At 68.9% G+C, this 15,944-nt stretch carries 16 protein-coding genes and 3 pseudogenes; 10 read left to right on the forward strand and 9 right to left on the reverse strand.

The genetic code is table 11. The features are described from left to right. Nucleotides 1-43 precede the first annotated feature (43 nt). The 4 genes from rhaI to ACWCQ6_RS27240 all read right to left on the reverse strand — a co-directional run bounded on the left by rhaI (nt 44) and on the right by ACWCQ6_RS27240 (nt 2,848). Entirely contained in the window at nt 44-1,210 is a 1,167-nt protein-coding gene (gene rhaI, locus ACWCQ6_RS27225) for an L-rhamnose isomerase (RefSeq protein ID WP_451093497.1), read from the reverse strand. A gap of 274 nt (nt 1,211-1,484) precedes the next feature. Beyond that, entirely contained in the window at nt 1,485-1,712 is a 228-nt protein-coding gene (locus ACWCQ6_RS27230) for a hypothetical protein (RefSeq protein WP_451093499.1), read from the reverse strand. A gap of 88 nt (nt 1,713-1,800) precedes the next feature. Beyond that, on the reverse strand, nt 1,801-2,292 hold the full coding sequence (locus ACWCQ6_RS27235) for a hypothetical protein (protein ID WP_451093501.1): 492 nt from the start codon (nt 2,290-2,292) through the stop codon (nt 1,801-1,803). A 121-nt stretch (nt 2,293-2,413) separates the two neighbouring features. After that, on the reverse strand, nt 2,414-2,848 hold the full coding sequence (locus tag ACWCQ6_RS27240) for an FAD-linked oxidase C-terminal domain-containing protein (RefSeq protein ID WP_451093503.1): 435 nt from the start codon (nt 2,846-2,848) through the stop codon (nt 2,414-2,416). A gap of 77 nt (nt 2,849-2,925) precedes the next feature. Between ACWCQ6_RS27240 and ACWCQ6_RS27245 the strand changes: the two genes are divergently transcribed. From ACWCQ6_RS27245 to ACWCQ6_RS27265, 5 genes are all read left to right on the forward strand, one after another. Then, nucleotides 2,926-3,771: a pentapeptide repeat-containing protein gene (locus ACWCQ6_RS27245; protein ID WP_451093505.1), complete on the forward strand. Its 846-nt coding sequence runs from the start codon at nt 2,926-2,928 to the stop codon at nt 3,769-3,771. A 153-nt stretch (nt 3,772-3,924) separates the two neighbouring features. Beyond that, nucleotides 3,925-5,289 (forward strand): radical SAM protein, encoded by a 1,365-nt coding sequence (locus ACWCQ6_RS27250; protein WP_451093507.1) that lies wholly within the window; start codon nt 3,925-3,927, stop codon nt 5,287-5,289. A gap of 467 nt (nt 5,290-5,756) precedes the next feature. Further along, nucleotides 5,757-6,308, forward strand: a complete 552-nt coding sequence (locus tag ACWCQ6_RS27255) for a glycoside hydrolase family 25 protein (RefSeq protein ID WP_451093529.1) — start codon at nt 5,757-5,759, stop codon at nt 6,306-6,308. A gap of 302 nt (nt 6,309-6,610) precedes the next feature. Next, a complete protein-coding gene (locus ACWCQ6_RS27260; protein ID WP_451093509.1) occupies nt 6,611-6,916 on the forward strand; it encodes a MarR family winged helix-turn-helix transcriptional regulator in 306 nt (101 codons plus the stop codon). A gap of 35 nt (nt 6,917-6,951) precedes the next feature. Then, nucleotides 6,952-7,221: a hypothetical protein gene (locus ACWCQ6_RS27265; RefSeq protein WP_451093511.1), complete on the forward strand. Its 270-nt coding sequence runs from the start codon at nt 6,952-6,954 to the stop codon at nt 7,219-7,221. A 63-nt stretch (nt 7,222-7,284) separates the two neighbouring features. Here the strand turns inward: ACWCQ6_RS27265 and ACWCQ6_RS27270 are convergent, their stop codons facing one another. Further along, complete coding sequence (locus ACWCQ6_RS27270; RefSeq protein ID WP_451093513.1) at nt 7,285-8,478, reverse strand: nucleotidyl transferase AbiEii/AbiGii toxin family protein; 1,194 nt, start codon at nt 8,476-8,478, stop codon at nt 7,285-7,287. A gap of 329 nt (nt 8,479-8,807) precedes the next feature. Between ACWCQ6_RS27270 and ACWCQ6_RS27275 the strand changes: the two are divergent. After that, a pseudogene (locus ACWCQ6_RS27275) lies at nt 8,808-9,407 on the forward strand (S1 family peptidase); the annotation flags it as partial. A 122-nt stretch (nt 9,408-9,529) separates the two neighbouring features. Here ACWCQ6_RS27275 and ACWCQ6_RS27280 read toward each other — a convergent pair. Beyond that, nucleotides 9,530-10,237 carry an NUDIX domain-containing protein gene (locus tag ACWCQ6_RS27280; protein ID WP_451093515.1) on the reverse strand — a complete coding sequence of 236 codons (708 nt, stop codon included), beginning with the start codon at nt 10,235-10,237 and terminating at the stop codon, nt 9,530-9,532. A 342-nt stretch (nt 10,238-10,579) separates the two neighbouring features. On the opposite strand from ACWCQ6_RS27280, the gene ACWCQ6_RS27285 reads away from it, so the two are divergent. The 4 genes from ACWCQ6_RS27285 (at nt 10,580) to ACWCQ6_RS27300 (ending at nt 12,484) form a co-directional block, all read left to right on the forward strand. Beyond that, nucleotides 10,580-11,038, forward strand: a complete 459-nt coding sequence (locus ACWCQ6_RS27285) for an NUDIX hydrolase (RefSeq protein ID WP_451093531.1) — start codon at nt 10,580-10,582, stop codon at nt 11,036-11,038. 33 nt (nt 11,039-11,071) lie between these two features. Beyond that, on the forward strand, nt 11,072-11,341 hold the full coding sequence (locus ACWCQ6_RS27290; protein WP_451093517.1) for an SUMF1/EgtB/PvdO family nonheme iron enzyme: 270 nt from the start codon (nt 11,072-11,074) through the stop codon (nt 11,339-11,341). A gap of 123 nt (nt 11,342-11,464) precedes the next feature. After that, nucleotides 11,465-11,791 carry a hypothetical protein gene (locus tag ACWCQ6_RS27295; RefSeq protein ID WP_451093519.1) on the forward strand — a complete coding sequence of 109 codons (327 nt, stop codon included), beginning with the start codon at nt 11,465-11,467 and terminating at the stop codon, nt 11,789-11,791. A 234-nt stretch (nt 11,792-12,025) separates the two neighbouring features. Next, the gene (locus ACWCQ6_RS27300; RefSeq protein ID WP_451093521.1) at nt 12,026-12,484 is read left to right on the forward strand and encodes a hypothetical protein; all 459 of its coding nucleotides are present in this window, start codon (nt 12,026-12,028) and stop codon (nt 12,482-12,484) included. A gap of 172 nt (nt 12,485-12,656) precedes the next feature. On the opposite strand, the pseudogene ACWCQ6_RS27305 reads toward ACWCQ6_RS27300, so the two are convergent. The 3 genes and pseudogenes from ACWCQ6_RS27305 to ACWCQ6_RS27315 all read right to left on the reverse strand — a co-directional run. Then, a pseudogene (locus ACWCQ6_RS27305) lies at nt 12,657-13,612 on the reverse strand (XdhC family protein); the annotation flags it as partial. A 1-nt stretch (nt 13,613) separates the two neighbouring features. Continuing rightward, nucleotides 13,614-15,776 carry a xanthine dehydrogenase family protein molybdopterin-binding subunit gene (locus tag ACWCQ6_RS27310; protein WP_451093523.1) on the reverse strand — a complete coding sequence of 721 codons (2,163 nt, stop codon included), beginning with the start codon at nt 15,774-15,776 and terminating at the stop codon, nt 13,614-13,616. Next, a pseudogene (locus ACWCQ6_RS27315) lies at nt 15,773-15,944 on the reverse strand (FAD binding domain-containing protein); the annotation flags it as partial. The pseudogene ACWCQ6_RS27315 and the gene ACWCQ6_RS27310, both read right to left, overlap by 4 nt.

Here is a 15,944-nt window from a genome sequence, read left to right on the forward strand (position 1 = left end):
CGCCTGAACCGGGCGGTGTTCGTACGGGGGAGGGGACGGGGGCTCAGGCGCCCCAGCCGGCCTGCTTGCCACCGACCCGGGCGGCGGCGATCCGCTCCTGGTTGCCCGAGGCCAGGTACGCGGCGAACGGGTTCCTGGCCAGGCCGAGTTCCTCACGCACCTCGGCGAGCAGCGGACGTACATCGGTGCTGTATGCATCCATCAGGGCGCCGTTCGCCGCCAGCACATCACCGGACTCCTGAGCGGCGCTCAGCGCCGCCATGTCGACCAGCAGCGCCTTGGCGGTCGCTTCCTGGACGTTGGCGACCGACCGGATCACGGCGGGGATCTTCGCCTCGATGTTGTGGCACTGGTCGAGCATGAAGTTGACGTTCGTCTCGGGCTTCAGGCCGCCGTTCCTCGTCACCTCGTGCATGATCCGGAACAGCTGGAACGGGTCGGCCGCCCCGGCCATCAGATCGTCGTCCGCGTAGAACCGGGAGTTGAAGTCGAACGCGCCGAGCTTGTTCGCGCGCAACAGCGAGGCAACGATGAACTCGATGTTGGTGCCCGGCGCATGATGTCCTGTGTCCACGACCACCTGCGCCTTCGGGCCGAGACTCACACAGTGGGCGTACGCCGTGCCCCAGTCGGGGACATCGGTCGTGTAGAACGCGGGCTCGAAGAGTTTGTACTCCAGCAGCATCCGCTGCTCGTCACCCAGCCGTTCGTACACCTCGGCCAGCGCCTCGGCCAGCCGGTCCTGACGGGCCGTGATGTCGTCCTGCCCGGGGTAGTTCGTGCCGTCGGAGAACCAGAGTTTGAGATCGGGGGACCCGGTCTCGTCCATGATGTCGACGCACTCCAGCAGATGGTCGGTGGCCTTGCGGCGCACCTTCGGATCGGGATGGGTGACCGATCCGAGCTTGTAGTCGTCGTCCTGGAAGACGTTGGAGTTGATTGCCCCGATCCGCAGCCCGAGAGCCTCGGCGTGCCGGGTCAGCGCGGTGTAGTCCTCGACCTTGTCCCACGGAATGTGCAGCGACACCTTCGGCGCCACGCCCGTGAACGCGTGCACCTGGGCCGCGTCCTCCAGTTTCTCGAACGGGTCGCGCGGCACACCCGGCTGCGCGAACACCTTGAACCGCGTCCCGGAATTCCCGTACCCCCACGACGGCGTCTCGATGACCTGGGACTTCAGAGCTGCCTTGACGGCCGACACATCAGACATGAACACCTCGTAGCAGTGCCATCCAGCGACCCAAGGCCGTTCACATGCGCCTGTGAATCGTTTCATATTGACCAAACGGTAGATTCGCTACAAGCTCCCGGTCAAGAACTCGGTCAGGGTCTCTTGCTCTCTTGAATCAATTCATCGTGCGACCGGCGTACGCCTGTCACGGCCACCAGCCATGGATCACCGTTCGCCGGACCGGCCGAGCCCATTCGGCCGACGCGCCCGACGACGGAGCACGGTGCCCCGAGGCGTCGTTCGGTGGGTTCGCTCAATGACCGCTGCCGGACATGCTCGGCTGCAGCGAGCTCACCAGGTCGAAGAACCGGGACTCGTTGCCGCAGAGGCCGGCCCGCCGGAGCGCGCCATCGGCTTCCGCGATCGGCGAGGCGAGCAACGGCACGTACAAGGGGCCGTCGTCAGGGTCCGCGAGCGCGGCGCGAGTGGCCTCCAGAAGTCGGACATATGCCTGGGCCGCGGCAAGTTCGTCATTGCGCATCTCAGCATCTCCCGGTCAGAGGTGTCGTGCCCACCAGCATCCCTCATGGGTCTGACAACGCCACCGCCGACGGCGTGAGGGGCGCCCGCTACCCGTCGTTCGGCCCTCGCACGCCGGCCGGTGGTTCGACCTCCAGGAATCTTCGACGACGCGCTCCGCGGTACAGCAGCACCGTCCAGCCCAACCCCCGCAGCACGGCCGCGCACCGGGCCAGCTCGGCCTCCTCCGCATGGGCGGCGCCGCTGCCGGGCGGACCGAGCCACTCGACACGTACGCCACCCGGTGCCTCGCCCTGCCGCAAGCGGTACCCGGTTGCCGTGCGCAGTCCGGATCCGTCAATGGCCGAGGCGGCCAGGCCCGATGCCTCCAGAGCGATGGCGACCGCCCGCACCGGACGGTGCGTCTCCCACTGCGCGGGTACGCCTTGCGGGTCGGCGTGCCCGGTATTCGTCAGCCGGCGGATCTGCAGCATTCCTTCGAACGCCGTTCGTACCGAAGCGGAGCGCCTTCCGTCCCGCTCCGAAGCCTGCGGGCCGTCCCCGGTGGCCGGTTCGAACCCTGTCTCGTGCCCGGTGTCCATCAGCGTCCCCCTTCGCCCGTGCCGCGCTCCTGCCAGTGTGCGCGGCGCCACTGACAGTGGCTCGGGCACGGGGCGCAGGCCGCCTGCCCTCGCCGATGCCACCGCGCCATGTTCCCCCTTGTCATACCCGCGGAGCGCCCCCTTCACCGGTGAGCATCAACGCGCCGCCGAGCGCCTCGCCCGGGTCGAGGATGCCTTGCGGATCCAGCGCCGCCTTCACCGCGTGATGCATGCCCAGCACCGCGGAACCCAGTTCCTTGTTCATCCCGCGCATCTTCAGCAGCCCCACACCGTTTTCACCCGTCCCTGTGCCACCGAGGGCGATCGCATCGTCGAGGATGTCCTCGAAGGCCAACTGGGCGCGGACTCGGGCCCCTTCGTCGCCGGGGGTGGTGATGATGAGCGGGTGCAGATTCCCGTCCAGGGCATGGGCGATGTTGGCCACCACCAGTGCGTTCGCCACGTCCGTGGCCACCTCCTGCAGAGATGTACTGCCTACCATCTTTGCGCGCAGCGCATGGACCCGCCTGGGGCGTCCCAGGAATCCGTTGATCACGAAATTCGCGCGAACGGGTGGTGGATCCCGATAGGGTCGACTGTCCGACAGTTCCGTACCCAGAGGATCCACGCATCGTGCCCGACCACGTCCAAGGCCCCGCCATCGACCGCGGCGACCGTGCCGCGCTGCGCGCCGACTGTGCGAACTGCTTCGGGCTGTGCTGTGTGGCGCTGACCCTGACACGGTCCGCGGATTTCGCGGTCGACAAGGACGCCGGGAAGCCCTGCCGGAACCTCCAGGAGGACTTCCGCTGCGGCATCCACACCGAACTTCGGACGCAGGGCTTTCCCGGTTGCACCGTGTACGACTGCTTCGGGGCGGGCCAGAAGGTCTCCGGCGAGACCTTCGACGGACAGGACTGGCGCCGGGCACCTCAAATTGCCGGGCAGATGTTCCAGGTGTTCCCAGTCATGCGGCAGCTCCATGAACTCCTCTGGTACCTGACGGAAGCGCTGTCCCTGGAACCGGCACAGCCCCTCCACGCCGAGATCCGGCGCACCCTCGACGAGACGGAACGCCTCACCCACCTCCCGGCCGACGCGTTCTCGGACCTGGACGTGGCCGGCCACCGCGGCGTCGTGGCCGAGCTGCTGCTCCGTACCAGCGAGCTCGTACGAGCGACGGCGCCGCACAGCAAGAAGCGTGACCATCGCGGCGCCGACCTCATCGGAGCCCGGCTCAAGGGCGCCGATCTGCGAGGGGCCGACCTGCGCGGCGCGTATCTGATCGCAGCGGACCTCACCGGTGCCGATCTGCGTCTGGCCGACCTGATCGGTGCCGACTTCCGGGACGCGAATCTGTGCGGCGCCGACCTCACGGGTAGCCTTTTCCTCACTCAGGCCCAGCTCAACGCGGCCCGCGGCGATGCGGCGACGCGGCTCCCGCCGTCACTCGGCCGCCCCACGCACTGGGACCGGTGATCCCCGGCCCGGGAAGGCAACCGACGGCCGCCGACAGTTCACTTCGCACCGGAACGAATCGGCCGGTGGGCCGGGCACTGTGGACGTGTCCGGTTCGTTGCACGGTGTGGCGTCCCGGAACGCCGCAGACGACCGGACCGAGGAGTCGAGCACATGCCGAGCAGTACCGACCGCAGCCGCACCGAACCGAGCCGCACGGACGGGAGCCGCACCCGTCTGGTCGAGCGCCTCATGGAGCAGTTCCCGCACGTGCCCCGGGAAGCCGTCATCAAGGAGGATCTGCTGCGCGGCGGCGTGGCGTTCGACGAGTCCGCCCTCAGCGACAACGAGGGCGGTGACGTCAAGCCGAAGTCCTACTTCATCTTCTCCTTCGATCACGGCACCCTTCCCGAGCTGGGTGCGGCCGCACTCCGCCGTCCGCCGGAGGAGATCGTGCTCACCGGCGGTCCGTACGACCTGCGCAGGACCGTCGTGTCCGTCCGGGTCAACCCCGCGTCCCCGTACCGTGTGGCAGCCGACGCCGACGGTGTGCTCGGGCTGTATCTCGACGGCCGGCGGATCTCCGACGTGGGTCTGCCGCCCATGCCGGACTACTACCGGCACACACTGGAGAACGGCAAGTCCGTGATGGAGGTGGCCCCCACCATCCAATGGGGATACCTCGTCTACCTCACCGTCTTCCGGGTCTGCCAGTACTTCGGGGCGAAGGAGGAGTGCCAGTACTGCGACATCAACCACAACTGGCGCCAGCACAAGGCGGCGGGACGCCCGTACACCGGGGTGAAGCCGGTCGAGGAGGTCCTGGAGGCGCTCGCCATCATCGACAAGTACGACACGGCGAAGACCTCCACCGCCTACACCCTGACCGGCGGGGCCATCACCTCCCACATCGGCGGCCGCGACGAAGCCGATTTCTACGGGCAGTACGCCAAGGCCATCGAGGAGCGGTTCCCCGGCCGCTGGATCGGCAAGGTCGTTGCCCAGGCCCTGCCCAAGGCCGACGTCCAGCGGTTCCACGACTACGGTGTGCAGATCTACCACCCCAACTACGAGGTGTGGGACCGCCGGCTGTTCGAGCTCTACTGCCCCGGCAAGGAACGCTATGTGGGCCGCGACGAGTGGCACCGCCGCATCCTGGACTCCGCCGATGTCTTCGGCGCCCGCAACGTCATCCCCAACTTCGTGGCGGGCGTGGAGATGGCCGCGCCCTTCGGCTTCACCACGGTGGACGAAGCCATCGCATCGACCACGGAGGGCCTGCGATTCTTCATGTCGCACGGCATCACTCCGAGGTTCACCACCTGGTGCCCGGAGCCCACCACCCCGCTCGGAAAGACCAACCCGGACGGAGCGCCGCTCGAGTACCACATCCGTCTGCTGGACGCCTATCGCGCGACCATGGAGGAGTACGGCCTCAGCTCGCCCCCCGGATACGGTCCGCCCGGACCTGGACGCGCGGTCTTCTCCGTCAGCTCATTCATGGACAGTCTTCCGGCCCTTCGGGACGACGCCCGGTAGCACCGGTCCGGTCGTCGGGCCGGACCTCGGCAACCAGTTCACGCACGACGCCGGTGAACCTCCGCACCAGGCCGTTGTCCGCGCCATCGACCCAGGCCGCTGCGACTGCCGCTAGGCAACGATGCGGTGGAAGCGATCCGGGCCCACCCCGAAGCCGGCCCGTGCCGAGACCCTCGCGTGGGAGAAGGCCAGCCGCAGCACCGCCTTCGACGACTGAGGACCGCGCCCTGTCGGTGGTTTCCGCCGATGCTGCCCGCACCGATGATGCCGATCTTCATGGGTTTGACCTTCCGATGGCGTCTGCGACAGGTGATGTGGCTTCGCGGCTTCACCAAATACCCAGTGCCGGCCGGTGTTCCTGACGTTGGAGAAACGATTCGCGCGTTCACCCGGAGGATGGGAACGAGTGCCTGGGGGCACGTACAGGAAGAGAACGGAATCACCGAGCACACGTGAGGGCAGTGCCTATGCTGCATGGCGTCGATGTCAGCTCCCACCAGTCGTCCTTCGACACGGACGGACTGGACTTCGTCTTCATCAAGGCCACCGAGGGGCGTTCCTACGTCAATCCGCATCTCGCGTCGCAGGTGAAACGCGCGAGGGACGCGGAGTGCGTGGTCGGCTTCTATCACTTTCTCTGGCCTGGGAACATCGCGGCCCAGGCCGACTACTTCGTGAGGAAGGCCCCGGAGAAGACGGGTGATCTGCTCGCCGTGGACTGGGAACAGAACGGCGAGGGCACGAGGGCCAGCAATGCCGAGAAGGACCGCTTCATTCGCGAGGTCAAGCGCCTGCGGCCGCACCACAGAGTGCTGCTCTATTGCAACCGCTACTTCTGGCTGAACCACGACACCACGTCGTATGCGGGAGACGGCCTGTGGATCGCCGACTACGTCACCGCGGGAAAGCCGAGGATCAAGGCTTCCTGGCGTATCCATCAGTACACCGACCAGCCGCTCGACAAGGACGTCGCCGCGTTCTCCTCGCGCACCGCCATGCGCGACTGGGCCCGGGGATAGGCGCCGCGCCGGAACGCCGGAAGAGCGGGGCCGGGCGCCGGGACGCGGGGCGCCCGCTGCGGGGCGGTCGGATCGGCGTGCCACGGCCCGCAACTCCGATCGGTAGGCGCACCCCCGTGATTGGTACGGGCCTAAGACGGCGCCGATGGGCGAGACCCCGCCCGGCCTCCTGAGACTCACCACATATCTGCTGTCCAAGGCCGGCAAGGCGGCACGGAGCCGACTGGCGGCGCGGCTGGCCGACCGGGACATGCGGCTCTGTCACATGGCCGTGATGTCGGCGCTCGTCGACTTCGGGCCTCATGCGCAGCGGGAACTGGCAGCGCGGCGCGGGACCGACCGGAGACATCGTCAAGATCGTGGACGATCTCGCGGTGGCAGGCCTTGTCGACCGCGCCCGGAACACCGACGACCGCCGCCGGGCGACCGTCACGCCCACCCCGGCCGGGCGTGTGGCGCTCAGGGAACTCCGGACCGAGGCGCTGACTGTGCAGGAGAAACTGCTCGCCCCGCTCACCGTGTCCGAACAAGCTCAGCTGGCCGCACTGTCGAGGCGTGTCCACGCCCATGTCCACGAAGGTGCCGAAGGGGCGAAGGCAGGTCGCTGACGGATTGCCCCGGTCGGGTGCGGCACACTTCTCGGGTGACCACAGCCGCGGCTCAGCCGCCTCGCGACCGCGCGCTCGGGCGCGGAATCACCACCCTCATTCCGCAGGCCGCAACGGCCACTGCGGCCGAACAGGCGGCGGCCGTACTCACGGCGATGCAGAGCGTTCCGGTGCGTGTGGGCGTCCTCCAGGCGGCCGTGGTCCTTCTGGAGGAACGTGTGCGTGCGACGGACGACGACGCGGAGCGTGCGGCCGCCGCGACGACGGTCGCCATGCTGCGCAGCGTGATCGGCCGGGCCGGCTGAACGGGGCCGGGCCCGGAGGGCGGCAGCCCTTCTGCAGGACCGCGGAATACAAAACGGGAATGATCAGCGCAGCTCATCGAGAGCCCGGGCACAGGCCTCGGGATGGTCCCGCCAGTACTGCCAACTTTCCTCGTGGGAAAGGACGACGGCAAGTGCGTCCGTCAGGCCGAGCCGCCGACGCCCGGCGAGTTCCCGTACGACCACGACGGCCGCCGTGAGTCCGTCGTGGCCGCCCTCGGCCAGATGCCCGAGCGAGGCGGCAGGGCTTCCCGGAGCAGATGCACGCGTGGACTCGACCAACGGTTGCAGCCACCGGGCCCACTTTTGATACCGGACCGACACCTCCGCGTCCGGCCCTTCCGCCCCGCCCGGCCCGTCCGTTCGTTCTGCCGCCTCCATCAGAGGTGCCAGTGCCCGCGCGAGACGTTCGCAGTAGCTTGCCGAAATTTCCGTGACCCATGGGTGTTCGGCGGTGAAGTGCTCCAATTCAATCTGCGTCCCCAACTCGTCGAGCCACCAGCCGCCGGCGGGCCGAAGCCCCTCGGTGCCGCCCAGGACGAAGGCTTCCCGTACCAGTTCGTAGATCGGCGGGGTGCCTTCCGCGAGCAGCACGGCGTCGTACAGATCCTTGCCCTGCGGGTACGCGTCGGTGACCAGCCACAGCAACTTCCAGGCCAGCGACAGTTCGGGGGATACGGCCTGCACGCGGCAACCCGGCCCGTCTCCCAGCGGCCGGAGCCCGGTGAGCACAGGGGGAGAGGGCAGGGTCTCGTTGAACACCACGTCGATCTGCACGGTGCCGCCGGGCACCCCGTCCGCCGTCCACGGCAGCAGTACGCGCCGCCCCGGAACCCGGTCGTACGTCCAGATGTCCTCCGTCACCATGCCCGCCGCGTCGATCCGGACGGGGGCCTGGGCAGCGGCCGCGGCCGCGTCCTGGGCGATCGTGTCGAAGAGACCCGAGGTCCGTGGGTCGTCCATGGTCCAGTCCCGGGGCACGAAGAGAAAGTCCAGATCACCCGGGTCGCGGGCGGCGTCCTTGAACCACGTGGCCATCAACACGCTGCCGCGCAGTACCAGATGGTCGCCCCACGGGCCGTCCGCGATGGACGCGAGCACTGTGTCCAGTACGGTACGCCGCGCCCGATGCCAGGCCCGTCCCATCTCCTGCTCGCCATCGCCGAATTCAGGCTCCCCTGCCCGGAAGGCATTGGCGAACTGCTTCAGCGCGGGCTCGAAGACGAACGGGTGATTCATCCCCTCCGGCGCGGGTAGCAACGTGCCCGGAAGCTCTGCCCTGCGTCGTGTCTCCTCGTCCAGAGGAGCATGGGGAACACGTGGGGAGCCCTGGTGGAACCTGGTCCAGGAGCTGGACCCGTCGGCGGAAGATGTCATGGTGAGACTCCTGCGGGCGGTTGCGCTGCTGCTGGCGAGACCCGTGGTGGAAGTGGAAGCTGACGCTTCGGGTGCGCGCGAACGTCTGACGCGATCATAGGTGTACGCGCTGCGTGGAGGCCTGTGGGTCCGGTTGCGGGAACGCCGCAGAGAGGACGCCCGTCGACCGGGGCGCCGGAAACAGTCGTTGGCGGACACCCGAGGCGCCCAGGACCTTCGCTGCCGGAACAGTGGGCGGCGATCCCTACTGCACGGGCAACGTCCGTTGCTCCATCGGCTTCTCCGTGTACGGCGGCTTCGTCACGGCAGGGCATTGCGAACAGGGCGGCGCCTCGGTCGGCGCCCGCCGATGGGACCGCTCTGACATCGGAATCTTGCACGGGTTGTCCTTCCCCGGTGACGACTGCGCCTGGGTCAACGTGGGCAATGGCTGGTGGACGGTCCCTGTGGTACTCGGCTGGGGCACCGTCTCGGACCAGCTGGTCCGGGGCTCCGCGGCGATTCCCATCGGCGCCTCGACATGCCGCTCCGGCTCCACCAGCCACTGGCACTGCGGCAATGTGCTGGCCACCAACGAGACCGTGAAGTACAGCCAGGGCGCGGTCTACCAGATGACCAGGCCGAGCGTCTGCGCCGAGCCGGGAGACTCGGGAGGTTCGTTCATCAGCGGGGACCAGGACCAGGGAGTCACCTCGGGTGGCTGGGGCAACTGCACCAGCGGCGGGGAGACCTGGCACCAGTCGATCAACGAGATCCTGAACCGGTGCGGGCTGACCCCGCACACGGCCTGAGGGCACGCAGGGCCTGGCCGGATCCGGTCCGTCCGATGCCCACTGCGCACACGGGGCCTGTCGCGACCCGAGATTCATCGCGGGCGTGGCGGGCCATGCTCGTGGGGCGCGGGCGCCACGCCTCACCAAGTGCAGGAGGCATGCAGATCGTTGATGCTGTCGGCGAGTTCGGCTGGTCGGGCCGGCCAGCCTGTCGCGTGCCAGTGAGCGATGCGCCAGGCCAGCCTGCGCGGCCACACCGGGGTGGCGTGCAGATGGCCGACCGGTACCCAAGTGGGCGTCCCACCGTGATTGTCGAGTTCCGCACGGGCACCGATCGCACCTTCGGCATGCAGAAGGAAGTAATGCTCACGGCGACCGTCCTTCCAGACGCGGGCCACTTCCCTGACCACCTCGCCGCTCAGCCCGGACTCCTCCCGCAGCTCGCGGATCACCGCGGCATGCAGTGTCTCGCCGCCCTCGACCCCACCGCCGGGGATCTCGTAGAACGGCTGCCCGTCTTCCTCGAAGCCGATGAGCAGTATCCGCCCGTCACGAATCACCACCGCGCCGGCCCGTACCCGCACCGGATCAGCGGCCGCCGGATCGTCCCAGGAGGCCACTCCCCGCGCCGGGCCACCCGACACCCAGTCCCGCAGCACGGTCTCCACGGTTCCGACGGGACGGATCCGCGCGTGCAATGCCTCGGCCAGAGGCAGCGAACACCACGAGCTGTCCGGTGCGTGGCCACGGCGGGGGAGGCTGTACACCCCGTCCTCATCAGGCTCTTCGGTCACGACGAGTCCGATGTCGTCGAACCGGACGTTCAGCAGCAAGGAGTCGTCGGTCATCAGCGAAGAATATGCGTCCGGAACCGTGCCCAGGACGCCGCGCGGGCACGCCACTCCTCGAGCTGCTCAGGCGTACGGACGCGGTCGACCCGGACCGACTGGCAAATGTCGGCGCTCTGCACCGACTTTCCGTACTCTGCATGGTCTGGTCTGCCCATGCTTGCTTGATCCGGAGAACCGCCGCGAGGGTTTCGGGAGCGAGGCGTGCAGGCAACTCCTTGAGATGGACGAGGTCGGGCTGTCGGTCGGGTTCGTGGACGAACCAGAAGTCCGGGTTCCAGTCCTGACCTTCCTGCGAACGGTCCGGCTCGGCGTGCGATGCCGATGTCGGACAATGCGCGTATGACCCGACCGGGAATCCGCGTTGCCGCATACGTGATCCGGCACCGTTCCATATCCGAATTGCTGGTCTTCGAGCACATGGGCATGCCGGCGGCCGGTAGCCAGGTCCCCGCTGGTGGAGCAGGACCGGACGAGGAACTGGAACAGGCTGTCCTGCGAGAGGTCGTTGAAGAAACCGGGCTTTCGTCGGCCACCCTGATCCGGAGAGTCGCCGTGGAGGACAAGCCGCATCCCGACACGGGGCAGCCGCGCAGGACCACCTTCTTCTTCCTCCGCGCGCCGGCCGACACTCCTGATGAGTGGGAGCACCAGGTCCGAGGAGACGGCGATGACGCCGGCCTCGGCTTCGCCTGCCGCTTCCTTCCGCTTCCTCTGGAAAAGCCGTTGGCCGACGAGCAGGACGCCTGGCTCGGCCACATCGATCCGCTCTGGACCACCAAGTCCGGCGGCGGCGACTGACTCGGCCACGAACGCGCCTGTCTGCACAGTCACTTGACCAGGGGACGGCAGGGTGAGGCACCCACCCGCGGCGCTGCCGGTCCGGCGCACCGGCTCGATGCGCCGGACCACACGCAGGCGGGCTGTCGACTCCCGTCCGAGGCGGAGTGGGAGTACGGATGCCGAGCCGGGACCTCCGGCGACCGCTACGGGGGTCTGGACGAGATCGCCTGGTACCCAGGCAACTCCGGCGGCGAGGTCCACGACGTCGCGACGCAGGATGCCCAACGCTGTCGGGGGAAGGGACAGGCCCAGGTGCTGTGATCCGGGCTGCTCAGAGGCCACAGCGGTGATCATTTCTGGACCCGCGAGTGTCGCCCCGGGCCACGGGTGACACGCTGGAGTGCGTGATCGATACGGGGAGGGCAACGCCCCCCTGTGAAGTGGATGCGCAGGATCGCGCTCTTCGCCGTGCTGCCGCTGGTCCTGGTGCGGGACGAGGAACTCTCCTGGTTCGGCGCCGCGTTCGGCCCGTACGCGCAGCGGCTCCTCACCGCTGACGACGACCCGGGCGGCTACGACGGCGACGCGGGCGCCGGCCGCCACGGCGCCTGGGCGAGCGCCGCATGCGGTACGGGCCCTCGCGCCCTGTTCGCCGTCAACGACACCGAGTATGCGGCTCCGTCGCGCGTCTACCTCCGCACCGCTCTGCGCGCCTTTGCCGTACGGGCGGCGCAGCGTCATGGCTGCACGGACCTGAAGCTGCCCTCCTGACGGCACGGCCAGGGGAAACCGGGCCGTGGCAGCGGGTTTGGGCGGTCAGGGGGCGCGTGACCGAAATTGGCCGTAGCATGTCAAGAATCATGGTGATGTGCCTTGTTGCTTCAAGGGGGGCGTGCCTCAATGGGGAAGCAGTCGATCCTGACGGTTCGTCAGGGAAATGCTGCGTTCCGGCGCGCACGTCGAATTCACTGCGCCGGAAGTCCCCCCACATGAAGGGCAATCACCATGAGGCATGGCACAAGGCGACTCGCCATCTGTTCCGCCCTCGCCGCGGGCGCACTCGCGCTCGCACCCACGGCTGAGGCGGTCACCCCCACCACCGCCACCATTTCCTTCGACTGCGGAACATACGGCTCGGGCAGCGCGACCCTCACTGCCACCCAGACCGGCACGAGCGCGGTCATCAACGTCTCGACGTCCGCCATCACGGCACCGATCAGCGTCGGCGCGAACTCGGTCAATTCGACACTCACGCTCACCAACAAGGGGGCGAGCACGGTGACCTTCACCGGTAACTCCAACCCCGCCATCCCTGCCGGAAGTCCTGTTTCGACGGGGCCGCTCAAGGGGACCGTCGCCTCGGGGGACAGCCTGGTGGCCAAGTCGCTCAAGGTCGTGGTCTTCGGCATCACCGCGACCTGCAATGCGACCTCCACTCAGTCGCCCGGCCCGTTCGTGTTCTGATCCAGCAGCCCCTGGGCGCTGACCGAAGCACCGGGCCCTGACGGCGGTGCGGTCAGCCGTGTCCCCACCTGCCGGCGGGTGGGGACACGGACCGCCTGAGTCACTTTGCCGCCGCTCGCCGTAACCGCCGCTTCCCGTCCCGGATCGCACCGGGCCACGTGTGGCAAGCGATCTTGATGCGGGTCAACTCAGCTTTGGTGATGCCGACTTCGCGAAGGCGGCGGTTGCGGTCCTCATGGGTGCGGCGGGTGCCCATCGCACCGACGAGCGCGACCGGCAGCCGCAGCGCCGTCTCCAGGAGCGGAACGTCGAACTTGGCGTCATGGGTGAGCACGCACGGAACGGTTCGTTCATCGGCCGCGGTGCGCCGGAGACAGCGGTGCGACCAGTCGACCACGAGTTCGTCCGCCTCGGGGAAACGGGCGTGAGCGGCGAAGACCGGCCGGGCATCGCACACGGTCACGTGGTAGCCGAGGAACTTGCCCGCCCGCACGAGCACTGTCGCGAAGTCCACGGCGCCGAAGACGGCCATCAGGGGCGGCGGCACCTGCGACTCCACGAACAGCGTCACGCCGCCCGAACAGCGTGACCCGTCCTCCGCGATCTCGACGGTGCCGGTGCGGCCCGTTTCGAGCATCGCGTGGGCCTCCTCCGCTGCCGTCCGGTCAGCTCCGGACGGCCGTCGAGGCTCCCCTCGTGCGAGCCGTCGGGGCGCACGAACAGTGCTCTGCCGAGCAGTTCCACCGGGCCCCGGGCCACCCTGGCCAAGGCCGTCGGCTCTCCCCGGTCCGCGGCCGACACCCAGGCCCGGAACACCGGCGCGTCCGTACGCACCGGTGTGACCAGGGCCTCGATGACACCGCCGCAGGTGAGCCCCACCGCGCAGGCGTCCTCGTCGTCGTATCCGAACCTCCCGCGTACCGTCCGCCCGTCCTGGAGCGCCCGGACGCACAGGTCGTACACCGCGCCTTCCACGCGACCGCCGGAGAAGGAACCGATGGCTGTGCCGTCACCCTCGACGGCCAGGGCGGCGCCGGGAAGGCGCGGCGCGCTGCCGCTGACGGTCACTACGGTGGCGACGGCGAAGTCCCGGTCCTCCTCGAACCACCGGTTCAGTTCCTCGGCGATGTCAAGGAATCACGGCTCCTCCCGCTGCCCGGCGCCGGGCGTCGGCCGCCGCACGCAGGACACGGTCCGGACGGATCGGCAGGCCACGGTGACGTACACCGGTCGCGTGCCACACCGCGTTGGCGATCGCGGCGGCCACGCCCACAATGCCGATCTCACCGATGCCCTTGATCCCGACCGGATCGCCCGGGACGGGGTCGTCCACCCAGTCCGCCTCGATGATCGGCACATCGGCGTGCGAGGCGAAGTGGTAGCCGGCGAGGTCGGCGCCGACGTGGCTGCCCGAGGCCCGGTCCCTGACGGCCTCCTCGTGGAGCGCCATCGACAGCCCCCAGACCATTCCGCCCATGAACTGGCTGCGGGCGGTGAGCGGGTTGACGATGGTGCCTGCGGCGAAGATGCCGAGCAGCCGTCGCACACGTACTTCACCGGTGTCGACATCCACCGCGACCTCCGCGAACTGCGCTCCGAAGGAGTGACGTTCCTTCTTCGTGAGAGCTCCGATGGCCTCGGCCGTGTTCGACCGGGCCGTGATCCCCTCCGGCGGAATGCCGCCGCCGAGAGGCAGGCGCTCCCGCAGTGCGTTCGCAGCGACCGTCACCGCCCACGCCCAGGAGCGCGTCCCCATCGAGCCTCCGGCGATCATCGCCGGGCCGAGGTCGCTGTCCGCGATGCGTACCCGGACGCGGTCCGGATCAACCTCCAGCGCGTCCGCGGCGACCAGGGTCATCGCGGTCCGCGCCCCTGTTCCCACGTCCGCCGCGTTGATCCGTACCGTGAAGCTCCCGTCGGCCTCCGCGGTCACGGCCGCGGTGGACGGCCCCACCCCAGAGGGGTAGGTGGCGGCCGCCGTTCCCGTTCCGAGCAGCCAGCGACCCTCGCGGCGCAGTCCGGGACGAGGGTCCCGGTCCACCCAGCCGAACCTCCGGGCGCCCTCCTCGAAGCAGGCCAGCACATTGCGGCTGCTGAACGGCAGCCCGGACACCGGACCCGCCTCGGGTTCGTTTCGCACGCGCAGCGCGATCGGGTCGATCCCGCACTTCTCGGCCAGCTCGTCGAGGGCCGATTCGAGCGCGAAGGACCCCGGCGCCTCACCCGGAGCGCGCATCCACGTCGGAGTCGGGACATCGAGCCGTACGAGCCGGTGCAGGGTGTGATGCGCGTCGGCGTCGTACATCACCCGTCCCAGCACGGCGCTCGACTCGACGAATTCGTGCACGGTCGACGTGAGACTCTGTGCCTGGTGGTCGAAGGCACGCAGCCGGCCGTCGGAGTCGGCACCGAGCCGGATCCGTTGTGCCGTGGGGCTGCGGTAACCGATGAGCGAGAACATCTGGCGGCGCGTCAGCACGACGCGGACCGGACGATGGAGGAGGGTCGTGGCCATCACGGCCGCCACCTGGTGCGCACTCAGACCCTTCGACCCGAAGGCGCCCCCGACATGTTCGGACCGAACCCGCACGGAGGCCGGATCCAGGGAGAAGAGCTGCGCGAGCTCGCTCGCCACCCAACTGCTGCCCTGATTGGAGTCGATGACATCGAGCCGGCCGCCGTCCCAGCGAGCCGTTGCCGCATGCGGCTCCATCGGATTGTGGTGCTCCTCCGGAGTGGTGTACTCCGCGTCCACGACCACGGCGGAGGCGTCGAGTTGAGCCTCCACGTCCCCTTTCTCCGTCTCGGCCCGGACCATGGGGGTGTTCTGAGGCGTGTAGGCGTCCGAACGGCCGGAGTGGAAAACGACATCGTGCGGTTCCTCGTCGTACTGGACCACCAGTGCCTCGGCGGCCTCCCTGGCCTGCTCGGATGTCTCGGCCACCACCAATGCCACGGGCCAGCCCGCGAAGGGCACGCGGTCGTGCTGGAAGAGCCCCACGATCGGGTTCGGTCGCCCCAGCATGCCCATGTAGTCGGTATCGACGCGCGGAGCGTTCCCGTGGTGCAGCACGGTGAGAACGCCCGGCATGGCCAGGACCGGGACATCCTCCACGGAACGGATCCGTCCGCGGGCGACGGTCGACAACACCATCCATCCGTGGGTCAGTTCGGGGAACGGAACCTCTCCCGAGTAGCGGGCTGCCCCGGTGACCTTGTCACGGCCCTCCACGCGGGTGCGGGCGGAGCCGACGGCTCCCGTCACGGCGGCGACCCCGGTCGTCGTGGTCATCGGGAGACCTCCTCGGTGAGCTCGGTCAGCACGGCCATGACCAGATTGCGCATCAGCGTCATCTTGTAACCGTTCTCGGGAAGGGGCTCGGCGGCGACCAGTTCGGCATCCGCCGCGGCGGCGTACGCCTCCGCGCTCGCCGGCCCGCCGATCAGGGTCCGCTCGGCC

The sequence above is a fragment of the Streptomyces sp. NPDC001880 genome (assembly GCF_053594575.1).

Excerpts from the sequence above, each read along its gene's own strand:
- ACWCQ6_RS27270 (WP_451093513.1), bottom strand. The coding sequence starts at position 8,478 with ATGAATCACCCGTTCGTCTTCGAGCCCGCGCTGAAGCAGTTCGCCAAT.
- ACWCQ6_RS27310 (WP_451093523.1), bottom strand. The coding sequence starts at position 15,776 with ATGACCACGACGACCGGGGTCGCCGCCGTGACGGGAGCCGTCGGCTCC.
- ACWCQ6_RS27250 (WP_451093507.1), top strand. The coding sequence starts at position 3,925 with ATGCCGAGCAGTACCGACCGCAGCCGCACCGAACCGAGCCGCACGGAC.
- ACWCQ6_RS27285 (WP_451093531.1), top strand. The coding sequence starts at position 10,580 with ATGACCCGACCGGGAATCCGCGTTGCCGCATACGTGATCCGGCACCGT.
- ACWCQ6_RS27295 (WP_451093519.1), top strand. The coding sequence starts at position 11,465 with ATGCGCAGGATCGCGCTCTTCGCCGTGCTGCCGCTGGTCCTGGTGCGG.
- rhaI (WP_451093497.1), bottom strand. The coding sequence starts at position 1,210 with ATGTCTGATGTGTCGGCCGTCAAGGCAGCTCTGAAGTCCCAGGTCATC.
- ACWCQ6_RS27235 (WP_451093501.1), bottom strand. The coding sequence starts at position 2,292 with ATGGACACCGGGCACGAGACAGGGTTCGAACCGGCCACCGGGGACGGC.
- ACWCQ6_RS27230 (WP_451093499.1), bottom strand. The coding sequence starts at position 1,712 with ATGCGCAATGACGAACTTGCCGCGGCCCAGGCATATGTCCGACTTCTG.
- ACWCQ6_RS27255 (WP_451093529.1), top strand. The coding sequence starts at position 5,757 with ATGCTGCATGGCGTCGATGTCAGCTCCCACCAGTCGTCCTTCGACACG.
- ACWCQ6_RS27280 (WP_451093515.1), bottom strand. The coding sequence starts at position 10,237 with ATGACCGACGACTCCTTGCTGCTGAACGTCCGGTTCGACGACATCGGA.
- ACWCQ6_RS27260 (WP_451093509.1), top strand. The coding sequence starts at position 6,611 with ATGCGCAGCGGGAACTGGCAGCGCGGCGCGGGACCGACCGGAGACATC.
- ACWCQ6_RS27300 (WP_451093521.1), top strand. The coding sequence starts at position 12,026 with ATGAGGCATGGCACAAGGCGACTCGCCATCTGTTCCGCCCTCGCCGCG.